This is a genomic window from Eudoraea sp., from assembly GCF_049669105.1.
Lineage (GTDB): Bacteria > Bacteroidota > Bacteroidia > Flavobacteriales > Flavobacteriaceae > Eudoraea.
Genome location: NZ_JBATKE010000116.1, coordinates 24,393 through 42,923, shown reverse-complemented (window position 1 = coordinate 42,923; position 18,531 = coordinate 24,393). Strand labels below are relative to the sequence as shown.

15 protein-coding genes are annotated in these 18,531 nt (G+C 37.1%); 4 read left to right on the top strand and 11 right to left on the bottom strand.

Going from position 1 to position 18,531, the window contains the following annotated elements:
- The first annotated feature begins 38 nt into the window (after nt 1-38).
- Both WBM60_RS10050 and WBM60_RS10045 read left to right on the top strand, forming a co-directional pair.
- Nucleotides 39-686, top strand: coding sequence for a gluconate 2-dehydrogenase subunit 3 family protein (locus WBM60_RS10050; RefSeq protein ID WP_424277646.1), 648 nt, complete (start codon nt 39-41; stop codon nt 684-686).
- A gap of 9 nt (nt 687-695) precedes the next feature.
- Nucleotides 696-1,616 carry a hydroxypyruvate isomerase family protein gene (locus WBM60_RS10045; RefSeq protein ID WP_424263417.1) on the top strand — a complete coding sequence of 307 codons (921 nt, stop codon included), beginning with the start codon at nt 696-698 and terminating at the stop codon, nt 1,614-1,616.
- 635 nt (nt 1,617-2,251) lie between these two features.
- On the opposite strand, the gene WBM60_RS10040 is transcribed toward WBM60_RS10045, so the two are convergent.
- From WBM60_RS10040 to WBM60_RS09995, 10 genes are all read right to left on the bottom strand, one after another.
- Nucleotides 2,252-4,729, bottom strand: coding sequence for a ribonucleoside-diphosphate reductase subunit alpha (locus tag WBM60_RS10040; RefSeq protein WP_424263415.1), 2,478 nt, complete (start codon nt 4,727-4,729; stop codon nt 2,252-2,254).
- A 119-nt stretch (nt 4,730-4,848) separates the two neighbouring features.
- Entirely contained in the window at nt 4,849-5,835 is a 987-nt protein-coding gene (locus WBM60_RS10035) for a ribonucleotide-diphosphate reductase subunit beta (protein ID WP_424263413.1), read from the bottom strand.
- A gap of 367 nt (nt 5,836-6,202) precedes the next feature.
- Nucleotides 6,203-6,835, bottom strand: coding sequence for a hypothetical protein (locus WBM60_RS10030; RefSeq protein WP_424263411.1), 633 nt, complete (start codon nt 6,833-6,835; stop codon nt 6,203-6,205).
- A gap of 16 nt (nt 6,836-6,851) precedes the next feature.
- Nucleotides 6,852-7,805 carry a hypothetical protein gene (locus tag WBM60_RS10025; RefSeq protein ID WP_424263409.1) on the bottom strand — a complete coding sequence of 318 codons (954 nt, stop codon included), beginning with the start codon at nt 7,803-7,805 and terminating at the stop codon, nt 6,852-6,854.
- A gap of 1 nt (nt 7,806) precedes the next feature.
- A complete protein-coding gene (locus tag WBM60_RS10020; RefSeq protein WP_424263407.1) occupies nt 7,807-8,226 on the bottom strand; it encodes a hypothetical protein in 420 nt (139 codons plus the stop codon).
- A gap of 28 nt (nt 8,227-8,254) precedes the next feature.
- Nucleotides 8,255-8,845, bottom strand: coding sequence for a hypothetical protein (locus tag WBM60_RS10015; protein ID WP_424263405.1), 591 nt, complete (start codon nt 8,843-8,845; stop codon nt 8,255-8,257).
- 23 nt (nt 8,846-8,868) lie between these two features.
- Nucleotides 8,869-9,594 (bottom strand): hypothetical protein, encoded by a 726-nt coding sequence (locus tag WBM60_RS10010; RefSeq protein WP_424263403.1) that lies wholly within the window; start codon nt 9,592-9,594, stop codon nt 8,869-8,871.
- A 111-nt stretch (nt 9,595-9,705) separates the two neighbouring features.
- Nucleotides 9,706-13,617 (bottom strand): hybrid sensor histidine kinase/response regulator transcription factor, encoded by a 3,912-nt coding sequence (locus WBM60_RS10005; RefSeq protein WP_424277555.1) that lies wholly within the window; start codon nt 13,615-13,617, stop codon nt 9,706-9,708.
- 497 nt (nt 13,618-14,114) lie between these two features.
- A complete protein-coding gene (locus tag WBM60_RS10000) occupies nt 14,115-14,564 on the bottom strand; it encodes a hypothetical protein (RefSeq protein WP_424277556.1) in 450 nt (149 codons plus the stop codon).
- A gap of 118 nt (nt 14,565-14,682) precedes the next feature.
- Entirely contained in the window at nt 14,683-14,856 is a 174-nt protein-coding gene (locus WBM60_RS09995) for a hypothetical protein (RefSeq protein ID WP_424263575.1), read from the bottom strand.
- 371 nt (nt 14,857-15,227) lie between these two features.
- On the opposite strand from WBM60_RS09995, the gene WBM60_RS09990 reads away from it, so the two are divergent.
- Entirely contained in the window at nt 15,228-15,962 is a 735-nt protein-coding gene (locus tag WBM60_RS09990; protein WP_424263577.1) for a LytR/AlgR family response regulator transcription factor, read from the top strand.
- An 18-nt stretch (nt 15,963-15,980) separates the two neighbouring features.
- Nucleotides 15,981-17,948: a tetratricopeptide repeat-containing sensor histidine kinase gene (locus tag WBM60_RS09985; RefSeq protein ID WP_424283034.1), complete on the top strand. Its 1,968-nt coding sequence runs from the start codon at nt 15,981-15,983 to the stop codon at nt 17,946-17,948.
- Here the strand turns inward: WBM60_RS09985 and WBM60_RS09980 are convergent.
- Entirely contained in the window at nt 17,941-18,510 is a 570-nt protein-coding gene (locus WBM60_RS09980) for a DUF3109 family protein (RefSeq protein WP_424263581.1), read from the bottom strand. The genes WBM60_RS09985 and WBM60_RS09980 overlap by 8 nt on opposite strands.
- Between the last annotated feature and the right edge of the window lie 21 nt (nt 18,511-18,531).

Sequence of the window (18,531 nt, the reverse complement as noted above, 5' to 3'; positions counted from 1 at the left end):
GACCATGCTGCCGAACAACTTAAAAAAGGATTATTATAATGGATAGAAGAGTAGCATTAAAAAATATGGGGTTGGCGCTGGGATATACTGTGGCCACTCCTACACTATTAAGCCTTGTTCAGGGATGTAAAAATGCAGAAACAGTTAACTGGACTCCTGACTTTTTTACCAAAGAACAGGGCAACGTACTTCATAAACTAGTTGATATCATCCTTCCGAAAACGGACACGCCTTCTGCCTCGGAAGTTAATGTGCATATTTTCATAGATCGTTTTATTAACGAGATCATGGAAGATGTAGAACAAAGCATAACAAAATTATCTTTTGAAAAATTTATTGCTAAAGCCCTTAAAGATTCAGGGAAAGACGAAGCGAATGATTTAACTTCTGAAGACCTGGAACCCGTCTTGGCAGAAGCTCTTCAATTAAGTGAGGAAGAGGAGATCTTGAATGAGGAACTGGTTATTAAAAATCCCTCAGCCATGATTAAAGGGGAAAATGATGCGGTAGCAGATGAACCAGTTAGCTATAACTTTGCAAAGAATCTCCGCGATATGACAATTTGGGGCTACAAAACTTCAGAATATGTTGGAGAGGAAGTGCTCGCATACCTGCCGGTTCCCGGAGAATATATCGGTTGTGGTGATCTTAATGAACTCACAGGGGGCAAAGATTGGTCCCTATAACTAATTTAATTGAAAAGAAGAAGTTTTATAACTAAATCAGCTTGCGCTGCAAGCACCTTGTCCCTGACTGGGTTTTCTGCCTTAGGCTCTATTTCTAAAACACCTTTAAAGCATTCCTTTCATCTGAAATATGCACCTCATCTTGGTATGTTTAAACATAGTGCTGGTGAAGACCCAATAGCTCAACTTAATTTCATCGCAGACCAGGGCTTTACGGCTTTTGAGGACAATGGAATGATGGAGCGTTCGGTTACTTTACAGGAAGAAATGGCAAAGACCATGGCAGCCCGGAGCATTGAAATGGGTGTTTTTGTAGCGCATAAAATCTATTGGACTGAACCAAATCTGGCATCCGGAGAAACGGAGAAACGGGAAGAGTTTTTAGACTATATAAAGAAAGCCATTAGTGTAGCCAAGCGTGTAAACGCGAAATGGATGACTGTTGTGCCCGGACATTTAGACTTAGGCTTATCTATGGGATACCAAACCGCTCATGTTATTGAATCCCTGAAACAAGCCAGTGCCTTATTAGAACCACATAATTTAACTATGGTACTTGAACCCCTGAACTTCCGAAACCATCCCGGATTATTTCTTACAGGTTCTTCTCAGGCCTATGAAATTTGTAAGGCGGTTAATTCTCCTTCGTGCAAAATACTTTTTGATATTTATCATCAACAAATCCAGGAAGGTAACCTAATTCCTAATATTGAGGCCTGCTGGGATGAAATTGCGTATTTTCAAATTGGGGATAACCCTGGAAGAAATGAACCTACCACGGGTGAAATAAATTATAAAAATGTTTTTAAGTTCATTCATGCAAAAGGGTATAATGGGGTTATGGGGATGGAACACGGAAATTCCCGACCAGATCAAGAAGGTGAACTAGCTGTAATAAATGCCTATAAAACGGTGGATGCTTTTATTTAATCTTTCCTGCTTTTTTTGTTATTTCTATTAATTGTACTGCTGGAGTAAGTCTCTTTATAAAACGAATATGTGAATTGATTGTTTTTAGGGAATCAAATTGCTGATTTTAACATTTTTTATATGTTTTTTTTACAATTTGGTAATCTGAATATGATTTTGATGCGTATATCATATTGTTGAAAGTTTTATTTTTTCCCTAGCAATGGACAATTATTTTATCCTTTTATTGATTTACACAGCATTGATTATTGTTTCGTACAACGTTGTGAGACCTATTTTCAAAAAATAGAACAAAAGCCCTATTAAGATATTATTACTTAGGCTTAGAAGGGCGACTTACCCCAAAAAACAACTATTATTTATTAACTAGAGTATTGTTTCAGATCTATTGATATGGCTCTTATGCACTTTTCATATTGATATTCTGATTATTCTATATTCTTTAGTTCAGAAGTAATTTTATATACCTGGTAAATCCCGTTAAGCCCAAAATATAAAACATAAAAAACACCTGCTGATAGGTCCTTGAAATGGGGTAGACCTACCCGAGGTGTCTTTTAAACAATAAACACTATTACACTATAACTGAAACGATATAGTATAGTCAGCCAATTGCATTTCAGTATAGGTTACGTTCATGAACCGCACATCAGACAATCATCATCTGCTAGTCCTTCTTTGGAACGGGCGATCAATTCTTTCATTTCAGCTGCTGACATTGGTTTTACATCTGTTTCCTGTTGCTGAACAGGTGTGGTTTCAACCGGTAATGCCACGGCGGCTTCTGGCGATGCAGCCGCAACCTCCGCCTCTGCAGCTACGCTAATTGGGATCTCTTTTTTCTTTGTATTATCAAGAGTAAACTTAATAGCATCTACCGCAGCCTTTGTGCGCAGGTAATACATTCCTGTTTTAAGGCCACTCTTCCAGGCATAAAAATGCATAGAAGTAAGTTTTCCATAATTGGCATTCTCCATAAAGAGGTTTAGAGATTGGCTTTGGTCTATGAAATAGCCACGTTGCCTGGACATATCAATAATGTCTTTCATACTTAGTTCCCAAACGGTTTTATAAAGCTCTTTAATATCCTCCGGAATATTATCAATATGTTGAATGGAACCGTTGGCACGCATCAAGTCCTGTTTGAGATTTTCATTCCATAATCCTAGTTTAACAAGGTCTTCTAAAAGATGTTTATTAACGACAATAAATTCGCCCGAAAGTACTCTTCGGGTATAAATATTAGACGTATAGGGTTCAAAACACTCATTATTCCCTAAGATCTGTGAAGTAGAAGCAGTAGGCATTGGAGCAACTAAAAGTGAATTGCGCACACCGTGCTTTTCTATTTTCTTTCTCAATTTGTCCCAATCCCATCTGCCGGATAATTCTTCGTCCTGAATACCCCAAAGATTGTGTTGAAACTGACCCTGGGAAATAGGTGATCCGGCGTAGGTTGAATAAGATCCCTCTTCTATTGCCTGTTCCATTGAAGCAGTAACGGCGGCATAGTAAAGAGTTTCAAAAATATCCTGATTGAGTTGCTTGGCTTCATCACTTGTAAAAGGTAATCGTAACATTATAAAAGCGTCTGCTAATCCTTGTACACCTAAACCTATAGGCCGGTGTCGCATATTTGAATTTCTGGCCTCTTCTACCGGATAATAGTTTCGATCAATTACTCTATTGAGGTTTTTGGTGACTCGTTTCGTAACTTTAAAGAGTTCCTTATGGTCAAACTCTCCATTTTTTATAAACATTGGTAATGCAATAGACGCCAGGTTACAAACCGCAACTTCATCAGGGGAAGTGTATTCCAATATTTCTGTGCACAAATTGGAAGAGCGGATGGTACCTAAATTCTTTTGATTGCTCTTCCTGTTCGCTGCATCCTTATACAGCATATAAGGGGTTCCTGTCTCTATCTGTGATTCCAGGATTTTTTCCCATAATTCCCTTGCTCTAATTGTTTTTCTGCCTTTTCCTGCCGCTTCATAACCAGTGTATAATGTTTCAAATTCCTCACTGTGATGGGTAAATAAACCAGGGCATTCATTCGGACACATTAATGTCCATTCCGCATCGGCTTCTACTCTTTTCATAAAAAGATCGGGGATCCACATCGCATAGAAAAGGTCTCTTGCCCTCATTTCTTCTTTCCCATGATTCTTTTTAAGGTCTAAAAAATCAAAAATATCTGCATGCCATGGTTCAACATATATTGCAAAACTCCCTTTGCGCTTTCCACCTCCCTGGTCAACATAACGAGCCGTATCGTTAAATACTTGCAACATGGGTACAATTCCATTGGATGTGCCATTTGTCCCAGCAATATAAGATCCTGTTGCTCGTACATTGTGTATTGATAATCCTATACCACCTGCAGACTGAGAAATTTTGGCGGTTTGCTTTAGTGTATCGTAAATACCATCTATGCTGTCATCTTTCATAGCCAGTAAGAAACATGAAGACATTTGTGGCTTAGGAGTACCTGAATTAAATAATGTAGGAGTAGCATGTGTAAAGTACTTCTTGGACATGAGCTCATAAGTCTCTATTGCAGATTCCAAATCATCAAGATGAATCCCAACGGCAACACGCATTAACATATGCTGGGGCCTTTCGGCTATTTTCCCATTTAATTTTAAGAGGTAAGAGCGTTCCAAGGTTTTAAAGCCAAAATAATCATACCCAAAATCCCTGTTATAAATTATAGTAGAATCCAGCTCATCCGCATTTTCAGATATAACCTTAAAGACCTCATCAGATAATAATGGGGCTTTTTTTCCGGTTCTAGGATTTACATATTCATATAAATCCTTCATTGTTTCATAAAAAGACTTTTTTGTGTTCTTATGTAAGTTAGAGACAGAAATTCGCGCAGCCAATTTGGCATAATCCGGGTGTGCAGTAGTCAATGTGGCTGCAATTTCAGCTGCCAGATTATCCAGCTCGGATGTAGTTACACCATCATAAAGACCTTCAATTACCCTCATGGCAACTTTTACAGGATCTACCAGGTCGTTTAGACCATAACAAAGCTTGCGTACTCTGGCCGTGATCTTATCGAACATCATCGGCTCTTTTCTTCCATCTCTTTTTACTACATACATGTGGTTCTAATTGTTTTAAGTGCTATACTGGTTATTGAAAAGCTTATATAAGCGAAATACTCTAATTAAATGAACTAACAACCCCTATAGAAATAAGGTATAATACGTTATTCTATACTTTAGAAATCTGCGTCGAAACTGATTTTTTGCGCATCTACGTCTTTGTCTTTGTTAAGGACACCTGCTTTTTGGTATTCGGACACACGTTTCTCAAAGAAATTGGTTTTTCCCTGCAGAGAAATCATGTCCATAAAATCAAACGGATTTGTAGCGTTGTAAACCTTATCACATTCCAATTCAACCAATAATCTATCGGTAACAAATTCCAGATACTGCGTCATGAGTTTTGCATTCATGCCAATTAGGCTTACTGGTAGTGATTCAGTAATAAATTCCCGTTCAATATTCAAGGCATCTACAAGTATTTCTGTGATTCGTTTTTTTGGAACCTTATTAACCAGGTGTTTATTGTGGAGATGTACGGCATAATCACAATGCATTCCCTCATCTCTTGATATTAGTTCGTTAGAGAACGTAAGACCCGGCATTAACCCTCTCTTTTTCAACCAAAATATAGAACAAAAAGCCCCGGAAAAAAAGATCCCTTCAACCGCCGCAAAAGCAATTAACCTCTCTGCAAAACTTGGAGAATCAATCCATTTTAAAGCCCAATCAGCCTTTTTCTTGATGGCCGGAAAATTTTCAATTGCTTTGAACAAAATTCCCTTTTCCTTTTCATCTTTAACATAAGTATCTATTAATAAAGAATAGGTTTCAGAATGAATGTTTTCCATCATAATCTGAAAACCATAAAAGAATTTAGCTTCCGAATACTGAACTTCGTTCACAAAATTCTCCGCAAGATTTTCATTTACTATTCCGTCTGAAGCTGCAAAAAACGCCAGGATATGCTTAACGAAATACTTCTCATCATCACTAAGTTTATTATTCCAATCTGTTAAGTCTTCATGAAGATCTATTTCCTCGGCAGTCCAAAAACAAGCCTCACATTTTTTGTACCATTCCCATAAATCATGATGTTGTATGGGAAATATCACAAATCGATCGTCGTTTTCCTGTAAAATAGGCTCAAAGGCTGCAGTCATTTCTTTTCTTTTAATAGTGTTAATGTAGGATAGATTTTCCTAAGTGTTGGGGCTAACAAAGATTCAAAAATGTTATCAGATTTTAAAGGAGGTTTTATTAAATACTACCCAAAGTTTTTAACACCGTATGTTGAAATCTAGGTTCGCCAGTGATGTTTGCTGCCTTTTTAGAAAAGTAAATTTTTGTATAAAATTATGTCATAATGATGTGATAAAAATTAAACCAAAAAGTATAAAAAAACATACTTCTTGGTTTATTAAAGAAAGTAAAATCAAGCTTTACTTATTTAAACCCCTGCTCCCGGGCTAACTTGTACTAGAAATCCGTTTTTAATTTTCTGATATTGACATTCCGATATGTTATGATTCAATTTTGCATATCATAAATCTCAAAATTGTTGATTTCAATGACCCCTTCCATAGGGAATTGTTCTTCATCGCGTTTATTTACTTCGGTGTCTCCATTTACTCCTGAGCCTTTAAAGAACACAACAATTTTATGGTCAGATGCCTCTTTTAAAGTTATACTTCCCTTATATAGCATTTTTATATCTTGCATTGAAGCTTTTTTTTTAGGCAATAATATTTCTAATTTACCTTTGGTTTTACTATTACTTGCTTCTTCGGTAGAGAGCGATTCAATAATGCTATTTATAGTAAAAGGGAACTTATCCAGAAGCCCGGGTGCATACATGTTTACTAATACCGACCTATTGTTATTATCCAGGATCTTGAACTGTAGTCCATCTTTTAAAAAGACCACGGAGGTACTGTTTTTGGCATTAAACTCAGTAATTAAAAATTGTGTGTCGCCAATAACGGCTTCCACTTTACCATTTAAAACATTTGAATAGGTTTCAATTTTGCTATCATTAGCTTTATCCATATTGTATTTTGTCTCTCCCTTGCATGAAATTAATGCAGTGACAAACATGGCGATAACTGTAGCTATCATAGCTAAAAACACCAGGTTACTAGCTTTTATTCTTTGAGGTGTCATTTTGTTATTTTGTTAGTTAATAAGGTGATTTACTGAAAATCCATTTGGCATCATCCGGTATATCATTAACCACTGTGATTTTTTCTTCCTTATAATAGGAATGCTTATTGTTTTCTCCGTCTCCCCAGTCTACAAAAATACGAGGGCCCTCAAATTCACTTTTTACCAAGTTCCATCCAGGTTTTAATTGCACATCGTATCCGGTGGTTATATCAAAGTCTTTACCTTCCCCATATCTGTTTTCCTTAACACACCTACCATTAGCCGAAGTTTCTTCACTGGCATAGAACCATTCCAGTCGATATCCAGGAATATCATGATAATGATACTGCAATGGATTCCATCCCTCAATGAGCTCAATAGCCGACGCCATGTAAAGTCGACCAATAAGCTGATCATCTATCTCTATACTGATGTAACCAAGCATAACACCAGTATTAGAATTGCTATAGTCAATCTTGCCCTTACCCCCAAAATAGCCGCAACCCAACCATCTGTCATCTTTTATGCTGGAATGCGTTACAACTTTAACCGGTAGTTGTATGTCAAAACTTCCATCGGCTTTTACGATACCAATCTTTTGTTTATTTCCAGGATCATTTTGGTCACGAGTTAAACCTGTCATTACAATATCTGCTTCCCCAAAGGACCAATTAGCTAATTTTTTTATGTTGCTTTTACTTGTGATGTATTTATTGAAATCATTTTTTGGATTATTTGGTTGCTGGTTCTTTTTCTGATTTTCAGCCGTTCTTTTATCCCTGTCTATTTTAGCTTGTGCTTCGAATGCTTTAGTCTGCTCTGCTATTTTTTTCATCTGGGGAGTATTCACAATACTATCGTATTGCCGCTGGGCTTCCATGCCATTTTTCTGTATCTCTTCCATCATTTTTTTCTGTTCCGGGGTTTGGCCCTTACAACCCACACTGATTATTAAAAAGAGTAATCCTAAATAGAAATATGTTCTCATCTTACTGTGTTTTTAAAATTAATTCTCCTTTTTTATTGGAAATCACTTTCGCCATGGTCTTACCGAGCTCCAGACGATCTCCTGGAACAAAATGCTCTTGGAAAACAAAGCTGTCCCGTGGAAAAAATCGCCTGTTGGTATATATGGTAATAATGGCTCCCTTACCCAGCATCACATTTTTTTCCTTCAGGGTATAACTACCCTCCAAAAGACCGATATAGAATTTGGCGTCAGCATATTTTGTATAAACCTCTTTCTGTTTCATTTTTTGAAAAGTATTAAAGAGTTCTATATGCGTTATTTTTTCTGAATCTCCATTGACCACCAATACCACTTTGGTTTCTGTTGTAGTCAGGGATTGGGCACTGCCTAAAAATATACTCGCCATAAAAAACACCACTACCCTGGGTATTGACTTCATTGATTGCTGTTTATGGGAACAAACGGGATCATTCCCCCAATTCTTCCATTTTTAGTTGGTCTATAAAATGCCAGATTTCCGCAGCCGTTTCGGCGTTCGATTTTACCGATACTCCATAGTACTCCCTGAGCATAAACTTGATCATATATTGCCCAGCGGGCGGACTCAGGTATTCTTCCTTGGCCTTTATTCCTTTGCGTTCCAGAGTTTTTTCATAGCCGTATTCACTGGAATGGTCGCGTTGCAATCCGGCTATCTCCAAATGGTCACGGATCTCGGCCGTTCCTTTTTCGGTGCTGCCGTCAATAAGTTGAACATCCATCCATTTTTCGCCCTTTTCATAGCGTGCATTGGCCGAATACAATCCGGTTAATTTAAAGGGGTCTGTGACAAATCGTTGTAGCTTATAGCCCAAAAGCGCTTTGGGAGGTGACCAGTTTCGCCACGAATCCGCTTCCAAATAAACATCCGAATACTCGCTGGTGCTGACAACCGTACCACTTTTATTCTTAGAACGCTCATGCTTTTTTTCATTTGTGCCCATATTGCAGGCTACGGCAATACTCAGCAGCAATAGGCTAAAAAAAAGGCTTGTGATTGTCTCTCTGTGTTTTTTCATGGTGTTATAATTTCTTGGTAACTCTAGCCACTGCAACCCATAGCTTCCATTTCCTGTCCGATTTTTAGGGTCTGTGGAATGATATATCGCGGCCTAAAAAATTCAATCATATATTTTATAACATGGACCGGTGTATCAGGTGAGCCATCAAAAACCGATAGATCCCCGGCATCCTGTTGTTCCACCCCATCAAAAAATTTACTTATAATATAATATAGCTTTGTAAGAATTGGATGATGTTTGTCACCAATCCATGGGTTGTCACTAACCTCTGTAAATTGGTCAATGGCGGCCCAAAAATCATCGCCTATAGATTTCAATTCCTCGTCGCTAAGTTGTGCCATCTCCTCCGGGCAATACATAATGGTGGTAGAGCTTGCCATGGCCAACGCCTGCATTCCATACGCATCGCATGCTGACATCGAAATATCGCCAATTTTATGCTCATTTACTAGCTTCAAATATGCTTCAACATACAAAACCATAAGTGCTGTGCATTTCAGGTATTTGGTGTCCAGTGCATCCATTAGCTCCGCATTTTCTTCCTTTTTTTTCTCCCATTCGTCCATCCATTCTTGCTGTTCTTCCGTAAGTTCTTCCCCGTTTCCTTCAGCTTGCCCTTCATCCCCGGCATTTTCAAGGGCTGCAGCCGCTTCGATAAGAGCCCTTAGTGGGTTATCCTGGGCCAGGGCCAGACCGTTACAAAACAGGACCAGTAGTACTGCTAACTTAAATGTTGTTTTTTTCATGATTTTGGCTTCAAAGTTTCTTCACCTAAACCAAAACTATTTAATCATTGTGGAACATAATGCCACATATGTAACAATCTATGCAAGAGATGTAACAGGGTATTTAATCTACTATACGCCAGTAGATTGAAGGTATTCCGATGGGGTTTTTTTGTAGGCTTCCTTAAAACACTTTATAAAATAGGAGGGTGTATTAAAGCCTACCTCATAAGCCACCTCATTTATAGAGGCATCAGAGGTCTGCAATATATGAATGGCTTGTTTCAGGCGTTGCGAACGCAAAAATGCGGTAGTACTGAGACCGGTGTAAGCCAATAATTTTCTGTGCAGTTGCATACGGCTCATGCCCAACTCCCGGCAGAAGGCGGCCGCATTGAAAGCTGCATCGGATAAATGCTTGTCGAGTACTTTTTGCATCCGGTTTAAAAATACCTCGTCGGTTGGGGTAATGGCAATATCCTTTGCCCGTAGAACAACCTCCTGGCTATACCGGTTTCGCAGCGCCCTTCTGGTAGCAATAAGGTTCTCTACCCTTTTTTCCAGGATCCGCAGTTTGAACGGTTTTGTAATAAAATCATCAGCCCCGGACCTAAGTCCTTCCAGTTCATTTTCTTCCCCAATATGAGCGGTTAACAAAATAATTGGAATATGACTGGTTCGCTCGTCATTTTTTAAAGTGTTACAAAGTTCAATCCCATCACATAAGGGCATCCGCACATCGGAAATAATGACGTCAGGGACCTGTTCCAAAGCTTTTTCTATCCCCTGCAAGCCATTTTCTGCGGTATGGATCTGATTTTTTTTACCCAATTCAGTGGCAATAAATTGCCTTACATCTGCATTATCCTCCACAATCAGGATAATCGGGAGGTCAGCATTTTGTAAAGGAGCATTATTATTGGTTACCAGCTCCCCGTTTTCAGAAGCAGGAGCATCTAGTTTAGCATGCTGGTTTTCCAGGACCGGGATATTCCGACTTATAAAAAATTCCTTGTTAACAGGAAGACGTACCTTAAATACGATTTCGTCCCCGCTACCTTGTTCAACATCGATTTCACCTCCATACAATTTCACCAATTCTTTTACCAGGGATAGGCCCACCCCGGCGCCCGACGAAAATTCATCTTGCTGATAAAACCTGGAAAACAAATTTTCCATGGGGATGTCCGCAAGGTTGTTGACCGAATTTGCGACAATAATGGATACTGTATTATCCCCATTTTGGGCCTTAAAGTAGCAATCCCCATTTTCAGGGCAATACTTCATGGCATTGGAGAGCAGGTTCATCGTTATTTTTTCAATTACATCCTCGTCATACCAAAGCCCTTCCATTGGTCCAACTTCCGAAGTATAGGTTATTTTCTTTGATTCTGCCTGGTATTCAAAAGATGCGGAAATATTTCTCAAAAACAGGTCTAAATTACCCTGGATCAACTTAAATTTTAGTTTGCCTTCATCTACCTTAGCCAAATCCAATAATTGATCTACAAGTGATAACATCCGGTTAGTATTTCGCCTAATCATTGAAAAATTGGTTAGATCGGAATTTGTTAAACCCCCTTCGCTTAATTTAGATTCTATTGGTCCTGAAATCAAAGTCAGAGGGGTTCGGAATTCGTGTGATATGTCTGTATATAATTTTGATTTAAGCCTATTGAGTTCCTGTAACTTTTTTGTCTCGTCTCCTTTTAGGCGCAAGTTCAATTGCATTCGCCATCGCCATCTGAGATAGAGGATAACGCCATACACCAGGCCTGAAAATAGCAGTCCGTATATAATTTTTGCCCAAATAGTCCAATACCAAGGTTGAGCGATCGTAAAGGAAAAAGAGGTGGGATGCTCATTCCAAACCCCATCATAGTTGCTTGATTTTACTTGAAAAATATAATCATTTGGGGGTAATTGTGCATAACGCACAGTGTTGATATTCCCTGAATATACCCAATCCTCATCATGGTTGACCAATTTATATTGGTACTCATTTTTTTCCGGCAATGAATATTGTAAACTTGTAAAACTAAATGAAAGGGTATTTTGGTTATGCTTCAATCTTGTTCCGGAAAGCAAGGGATTTGATTCTCCCAAGACCTCAAAACCAGTAATCGATGTTTTAGGTAATATCTGATTTTCCCTAATGTCTTCAGGGCGAAACCAATAAAAGCCATCCAATCCCCCAAAATATAATGTGCCGTCATTATCTATATGATATGCCCCGGTATTGAACTCTGTGGCCAAACCATCATAATTGCTGTAATTCACAACCATCGGTACGGTGGACCTATTTTGGTTGGGTGTAAATTTGGTGATCCCTTTATTGCTACTTAACCAAAGATTACCTTGAACATCCGGTAAAATGGCATAAATTACATTGTTGGCTAATCCGTCGTCTGTTGTGTACATATAAAATATTTCCTCGGAAATATCCAATGCGTTCAGTCCACCTCCATTGGTCCCAATCCATAGGATGTCGTTAGGCGAAAAATATAAAGCTTTAATGCTATTCCTTATGTAAGAATTGCCGCTGGAGTCCTGATAAAAGCGTTTAAAAGTATTTGATGTTGGGTTATACCGTGCAACCCCATTTGCCTCCGTGCCGATCCATAAATTGCTCCTTGTATCTTCAGTGATTACTCGAATATTATTGCTGGGGGGTGAGTTAGTGTCTTGAGGGTCGAAAATAAACTTGTTGATTTCTCCCATATTTTTGTCAAATTGTATAAGGCCATTTTCCCTTGTGCCCAGCCAAATATTGTTTTTGCTATCTTTAAAAATGTTCCATATCGTATTGGCAGAGAGCGGTATTTTTGAGGTTGAATTATATTGATGAAAATCCCCTTTTGTATTTCTAAGGATTAGACCATCATCTTGGGTTCCTATCCAAAGATCGTCATCCCCATCAACCAATAAACTCATTATTCTATTTGAAGTAATGCCATTTTTACTCGCTGTACTGGCCGTAAATGTTTGCCAACTATTGTTTTCAGGTTCATATTGTGTAAGACCCTTGCCTGAAGTCCCTATCCAGACAGCACCTTTATTGTCTGTAGTGATCGAACGTACAACATCGATATTGATTCCCTCAGGAGTCTGGTTGTTGGTAAAAGAGTTAAACTTTTCCAGGAATTCATCAAAATAACTTATGCCTCCACCATCTGTTCCAAACCAAAGCGTACCGGAATTATCCTCGTAAATACACAAAATATCATTGTAATGAATGGCCCTTGGGTTATTTTTATCTGCATTGAAATGTGAAATTGAATTTTTCTCAAAATCCAACATATACAATCCTCGGCCATATGTGGCAAGCCATAGTCTCCCCTTTTTATCCAGATGGATATCCAATATATTAAGGTTTTCGGGAAGGGGATCGGTAAACGTCGAAATTGACACCCGTTGTAGTATTTTTTCCGATGCATCCCTAAAATAAAGACCGTCCCCAAAAGTGGAAATCCACAGCTTTCCTTGACTATCAGCTACCATGTCACTAAAATTTTCATCTATTTTATCACCATGGTAATTCTTGAAACTTAAATATGAAAAACTCTGTGATTTTTTATTGAATTCAATGATAAGTCCATTGGTGGCCAAAACAATGTTCCCTTTTTGAGCATCAAAAATGTTATATATGGGTCCGTTGATTTCTTTCTCTGAAAGCACTTTTTTCGGACTGCCTAGTTCAGGATTAAACTGATATAGCCCATTGGAATACGTACCAATCCAATAAACAAGGTCTTTGTCCTGAAATATTACACTAGCATCCTCTATACCGGGGAAAATTTCAAATGTATTTTCTTGGGGATTTAGTTTATACAGCTTTTTGTCTATCGGTATCGTCCAAAGGCCTCCTATTTCATCTTGATATATTTTACCCAAATTACTGTATTTGGTTTTAGTGATATCCAGAAATTTAAAAGGGTAAATATTGAACGCTCTTCCATCATATTTATTAAGACCATCCTGAGTAGCTATCCAAAGATATCCTGTACTGTCTTGAGCAATACTTACTGCACTATTCTGGGACATTCCGTCTTTTACGGATAATTGTCTGAAAGTTACTTGAGATTGGGAAAATATTGTGCCAGTATAAAGCACGCAGAAGAGCACATATAGCAATAAATTCTCAAAAAAAAATTATTTTTTAGGCGTATCATATGTCTTGCTAAAATCTTTCCGTATTTCTACCAAATAAGTTAGAAAAATGATAATGTCAAACCGTACGACTCAATAGATGTTTAAACTTTTAATTACCGCTTGGGTCTGCTGATCTAGGTAGTTCCCCCGAAACCTAAAAATCGAGCAAATTTCATGACCAACATGATTGGTATGGTTATCCAATTAGCAATTACACCTATGGGACTGCATTAAAGCAGTAGTATTTCTATAAAGACATACCCCCTTAGAGTCGTACATAATGGTTTGACAGTTTCATTTGTTCTTTAAAAATTAAAACTGTTATTCTTCTTCAATGAACCTAATATTGATAAACAAATTTATATCAATAAAATAATTAGTTCCAAATATTATTTTTTTAAGGCATTGAAATTACCATTAATTTCAATACTGCCTTTATTTGGATTTTCAAAAACAACATTTATACCCCCTTGTAATATATTATCATCAACTTTGTCGATAGTAATTGCACCATTTTTGGCGAAAAATGGTGATTCCCCAAATTGATTTATATTGGCAAACCCAAAAACCCCGTCAAAATAATTAAGAAATCCTTCAATATTCCCAGAGATTTTATGGCGACCATCTGCTATTTTCAATGATTGGTATGGTTTAGAAAGAAAAAATCCCAGCGAATGTCCGGGAAACTCCTGACCATCACTTAGGTTTAATTTTAATATGGTATACTCCTTACCTTTTGAAGAACGCTTTATCGCAGTTTCAAAATTAATTATCCCATGAAGCTGAAACGCACTTTCACCGACAACATTTAGCACATAACTGCCGCCTGCCAACACCATCTTATCAGACTTTAATTCCGTCGAATTATTAGAGGTGAAAATTAGGCACAAAATAACCAATAGACCAACCTTGAGGGATTTGATTAAAACATGTGGCATGGCAGATTATCTTATATTTTTATTCTGTACATAATTCTTCTATTTGGCCCTGTTCTTCCGCCAAAAGACTATCAATGTTATTCTCCATTAACACTACTTCATCTAACAGCTCAAAGCGTTCCTTATTATCCGTCAAAACTGCGAGCAGTAATGCTAAGATTAAAAGGGTAAAAAATAGAACACATTTTTTCATTGTTTGACATACACTTTACAAGCGTTCAGCAGTACTCTTTCTTCCAAATTATACTAGCACCAAATTATGTAGTAACAAATGATCTGCACAGTTCATTTGTATAGTTGGTATGGAATTATGTATAAATTGCCTTGCTAATTCTGCTTTTGAATGAAAATTTTTTGCCTTTTTAATATCAAATTGTTATAATTCTAACAATCTAATTTTTTTCTCAAAAAATGAAGACCACAATCGGAGAATATTTTCTTTGTAATGTAAACTTTAAGTGTTTAAGCACTAGTCATACACCAATTTAATCTATCTATACATATTTCAATAAGTCTTAATAGTAGTAATGCTAATTTTGTAACTTACGACTATATACTAAGGTAATGTTACAAGCTGTTATTGTAGATGATGAAATAAAAGCACTTCAAAGTCTTTCATGGGAATTGACTAATTTCAGTGATGAAATAAATGTAGTTGCTTCTTTTACGGACCCTTTTGAAGCCTTAAGTTATCTTAGCCAAAACACCCCGGACTGCTTGTTTTTGGATATTGAAATGCCTACCATGGATGGGTTTCAATTCATTCAAAAATTAAGCAATAAGGATTTTCCAGTTGTGATTACAACAGCCTATAATCAATATGCAATAAAAGCACTTAAGAACGAAGCTATTGATTATCTACTAAAACCAATTGATACGGACGACTTAAAAGATACTATTGTAAAAATTAAAAAGTTTAACGCAAAAAATTATACTGCAGATAGACTGGAAAAAATTCTGCTGAATTTTAATGCTAACGAAAAGCAAAAAAAAATTACTTTCAATACGGACGGGAAATTAGTATTCCTTGAAAGTGAACAGATACTATATGCCGAATCGGACGGCAATTACAGTACTATTTATCTTGTAGATGGACACAAGATTGTTCTTACCAAAAAATTAAAAGAAGTTAATGAATTGTTGCCAAGCGATTCCTTTTTCAGGATTCACAACTCTTATATAATTAACCTTACAAAAATTAAGGAGTTTCTCAAAACAGACGGATATGTGGTGCTTCAATCCAATCATAAAATACCTGTATCCCGTCAAAAAAAGTCTGATTTTTTGGATTTGTTATAATCAATTCGAAAATTACCTATGCTAAAGAGTTATAAAATCCCCCAAAGTCCTTCTATTATAGCTAATTATTTCTTGCTTTTTTGGGTTATTACAATGCTCTTTTTGCATAAGGCGAATGCGCAGGTGAGCGACAAAAGTTTCAAGGAAATAACGGGAAGCCTTATATCCAAGGCTCCTGAGACATACAATGATTTGGACATTGTGCTTAAGCCAATACAGAGAGATACCAGTTTGATGCGTTATTTTGCAAATGCTTCAGTTAAGGAAAACTACTATGCGGGTGCCTCCTACGCTTTAAATAAATTAGGTGTTTCTTACCGGGATTATGCACTATATAGTAAAGCCATCAAACTACACGAAATGGCTTTAGAGGCCGCCAAGGTAAATGACAATAAAGAATTTCAAATTTATAGTTTAACTATGTTAAGTACCGTCTATCGGCAAACAGAGGCTATCCCCTCAGCTTTAGACTGTGCCCAAAAGGTAATAGATCTAGCTCAGTCCCTAGAACAGCCTGATGAAAATATAAAAAGGAACCTAAATTTATCTCTGAGCAGTATTGCCCATATTTATAGAACTCTAGGCCAATACGATCTTGCTATTGCCAATTTCAAGAAATCAATAGCGCTAGAGGCCGAATTGGACAATTCCTACGGGCTTGCGATGAATTATATGGGAATTGCAGAATGCCTTGAAGCCCAGAGTAAGCTTGAAGAATCGCTTCAAAATTATGAAAAATCCAAGGTCTTTAATGAAAAGGTTGGATCAAAAAGAATCAACGTCATGTCAAATCTCGGAATTGCACATATATATGTTCATCAGGGGAAAAACAATGAAGCGCTTCAAATTTTTGAATCCATTCTTGAACTATCTAAAGATTTGGGCGACATGAGGATTGTTTCCGCAATTTATATAAATATAGGCTGGGCACAAATGCAAAATAATCAGTTTGAGGAGGCTCAACACAATCTAAATAAAGGGCTGGAAATAGCAAAGAAATATAACCTGCTTAGTGAGATGGAAGAGGCATACTCCTTCTTAGCCGATTTATGGGAATATAAAGATGATTTCAAAAAATCTAAAGAATTCTTTTTAGAAGCGGTAAGTGTAGAGGAAATAATTTCAAATGATCGTAATAGGCGATATTTAGCCGATTTAATTTCTCGTTCAGAGGCAGAAAAAAAGAACAATCAGATAGAAGTACTTGCCAAAGAGAATGAAATAATGAATTTAAAACTGCGCAGAAATCAAAACACCTTATTGATTGGCGCCTTATTATTGGCCTTGTTTACGCTAATGTTATATGTTTTATACAGACAAGCCCAGCTCAAAAACGATAAGAAGATGCTTACTCTTGAACAATCTATGCTCCGTAGCCAGATGAATCCTCATTTTTTATTTAATTCGCTAAATTCTATAAAGCTCTATATCATAAACAATGAAAAAAAGAACGCGGTCCATTATCTAAATAAGTTTTCGAAACTAGTGCGTAAAATACTTGAGGCCTCTTCTCTTAAGGAAATACCTCTGGCTGAAGAGTTAGAAACCGTAGAGTTATACATGAATATTGAAAATATCCGATTTTCCAATGAAATTCAGTTTAAAATAATGGTAGATGAAGGTATTGATACTCATATAGTTAAAATCCCTTCTCTTATTCTTCAACCTTTTTTGGAAAATGCATTATGGCATGGCCTTTCTTCAAAGGATGGTGACAAATCTATTTTATTACAGATAAGCAGAAAGAAAGACGGCTATATAGATATTTCTATAACCGATAATGGCGTGGGAAGAGAAGTTGCAGAAAAACTCAAGGAAAGCAAGATTTTAAAAAGAAAATCAGTCGGAATCAATATTACAAAAGAACGTTTGGAGAATTTTTCTAAAGATTATCAAAATACATTTAAGTTAGAAATTGTCGACCTTTTTAATAAGCAGGGTGCAGCCTCGGGCACCAAGGTAATATTGCATATTCCTACTATTTAGAGTTCTCCACCGCTATTTTTTCCAATTCCTGATACCATTCTTTCCCAAATTTTCTAATTAGTGCCTCTTTTACAAACTTATAAATGGGGATTTTCAATTCTTCTCCCAAAGAACATGCTGGATCGCAAATTTCCCATTTATGATAATTCACAGCTGTAAGCTCCTCATATTCGGTAATTCTTACCGGATATAAATGACAGGATACGGGTTTTTTCCATTTTATCGCTCCATTATTATAAGCTTCTTCCAGGCCACATTTCGCAATCCCTCTTTCTGAATAAATTACATATGCACATTCTTCTTTATTAATCAATGGGGTTTCCCATTCACCATCTGCACCCTTTATAAAGGCACCTTGTTCTTCTATAGCCGAAACCCCTTCCGCCCTAAGGAAAGGCTTAACATCCGCGTAAATATCCACTAGAATTTCAGTCTCTTTATCCTCCAAAGGAGCTCCTGCCTCTCCATCTATACAACAAGCACCCTTGCATGCAGATAAATTACATACAAATTCCTTTTCCAAAATATCGTCAGAGATTATGGCTTTACCGATTTCAAACATCTTGTAAAATTAAGGTCGTAA

Excerpts from the sequence above, each read along its gene's own strand:
- WBM60_RS09985 (WP_424283034.1), top strand. The coding sequence starts at position 15,981 with ATGCTAAAGAGTTATAAAATCCCCCAAAGTCCTTCTATTATAGCTAAT.
- WBM60_RS09990 (WP_424263577.1), top strand. The coding sequence starts at position 15,228 with ATGTTACAAGCTGTTATTGTAGATGATGAAATAAAAGCACTTCAAAGT.
- WBM60_RS10050 (WP_424277646.1), top strand. The coding sequence starts at position 39 with ATGGATAGAAGAGTAGCATTAAAAAATATGGGGTTGGCGCTGGGATAT.
- WBM60_RS10035 (WP_424263413.1), bottom strand. The coding sequence starts at position 5,835 with ATGACTGCAGCCTTTGAGCCTATTTTACAGGAAAACGACGATCGATTT.
- WBM60_RS10005 (WP_424277555.1), bottom strand. The coding sequence starts at position 13,617 with ATGTCCCAGAATAGTGCAGTAAGTATTGCTCAAGACAGTACAGGATAT.
- WBM60_RS10030 (WP_424263411.1), bottom strand. The coding sequence starts at position 6,835 with ATGACACCTCAAAGAATAAAAGCTAGTAACCTGGTGTTTTTAGCTATG.
- WBM60_RS10020 (WP_424263407.1), bottom strand. The coding sequence starts at position 8,226 with ATGAAGTCAATACCCAGGGTAGTGGTGTTTTTTATGGCGAGTATATTT.
- WBM60_RS10000 (WP_424277556.1), bottom strand. The coding sequence starts at position 14,564 with ATGGTGTTGGCAGGCGGCAGTTATGTGCTAAATGTTGTCGGTGAAAGT.
- WBM60_RS10025 (WP_424263409.1), bottom strand. The coding sequence starts at position 7,805 with ATGAGAACATATTTCTATTTAGGATTACTCTTTTTAATAATCAGTGTG.
- WBM60_RS10040 (WP_424263415.1), bottom strand. The coding sequence starts at position 4,729 with ATGTATGTAGTAAAAAGAGATGGAAGAAAAGAGCCGATGATGTTCGAT.
- WBM60_RS09995 (WP_424263575.1), bottom strand. The coding sequence starts at position 14,856 with ATGAAAAAATGTGTTCTATTTTTTACCCTTTTAATCTTAGCATTACTG.
- WBM60_RS09980 (WP_424263581.1), bottom strand. The coding sequence starts at position 18,510 with ATGTTTGAAATCGGTAAAGCCATAATCTCTGACGATATTTTGGAAAAG.
- WBM60_RS10015 (WP_424263405.1), bottom strand. The coding sequence starts at position 8,845 with ATGAAAAAACACAGAGAGACAATCACAAGCCTTTTTTTTAGCCTATTG.
- WBM60_RS10010 (WP_424263403.1), bottom strand. The coding sequence starts at position 9,594 with ATGAAAAAAACAACATTTAAGTTAGCAGTACTACTGGTCCTGTTTTGT.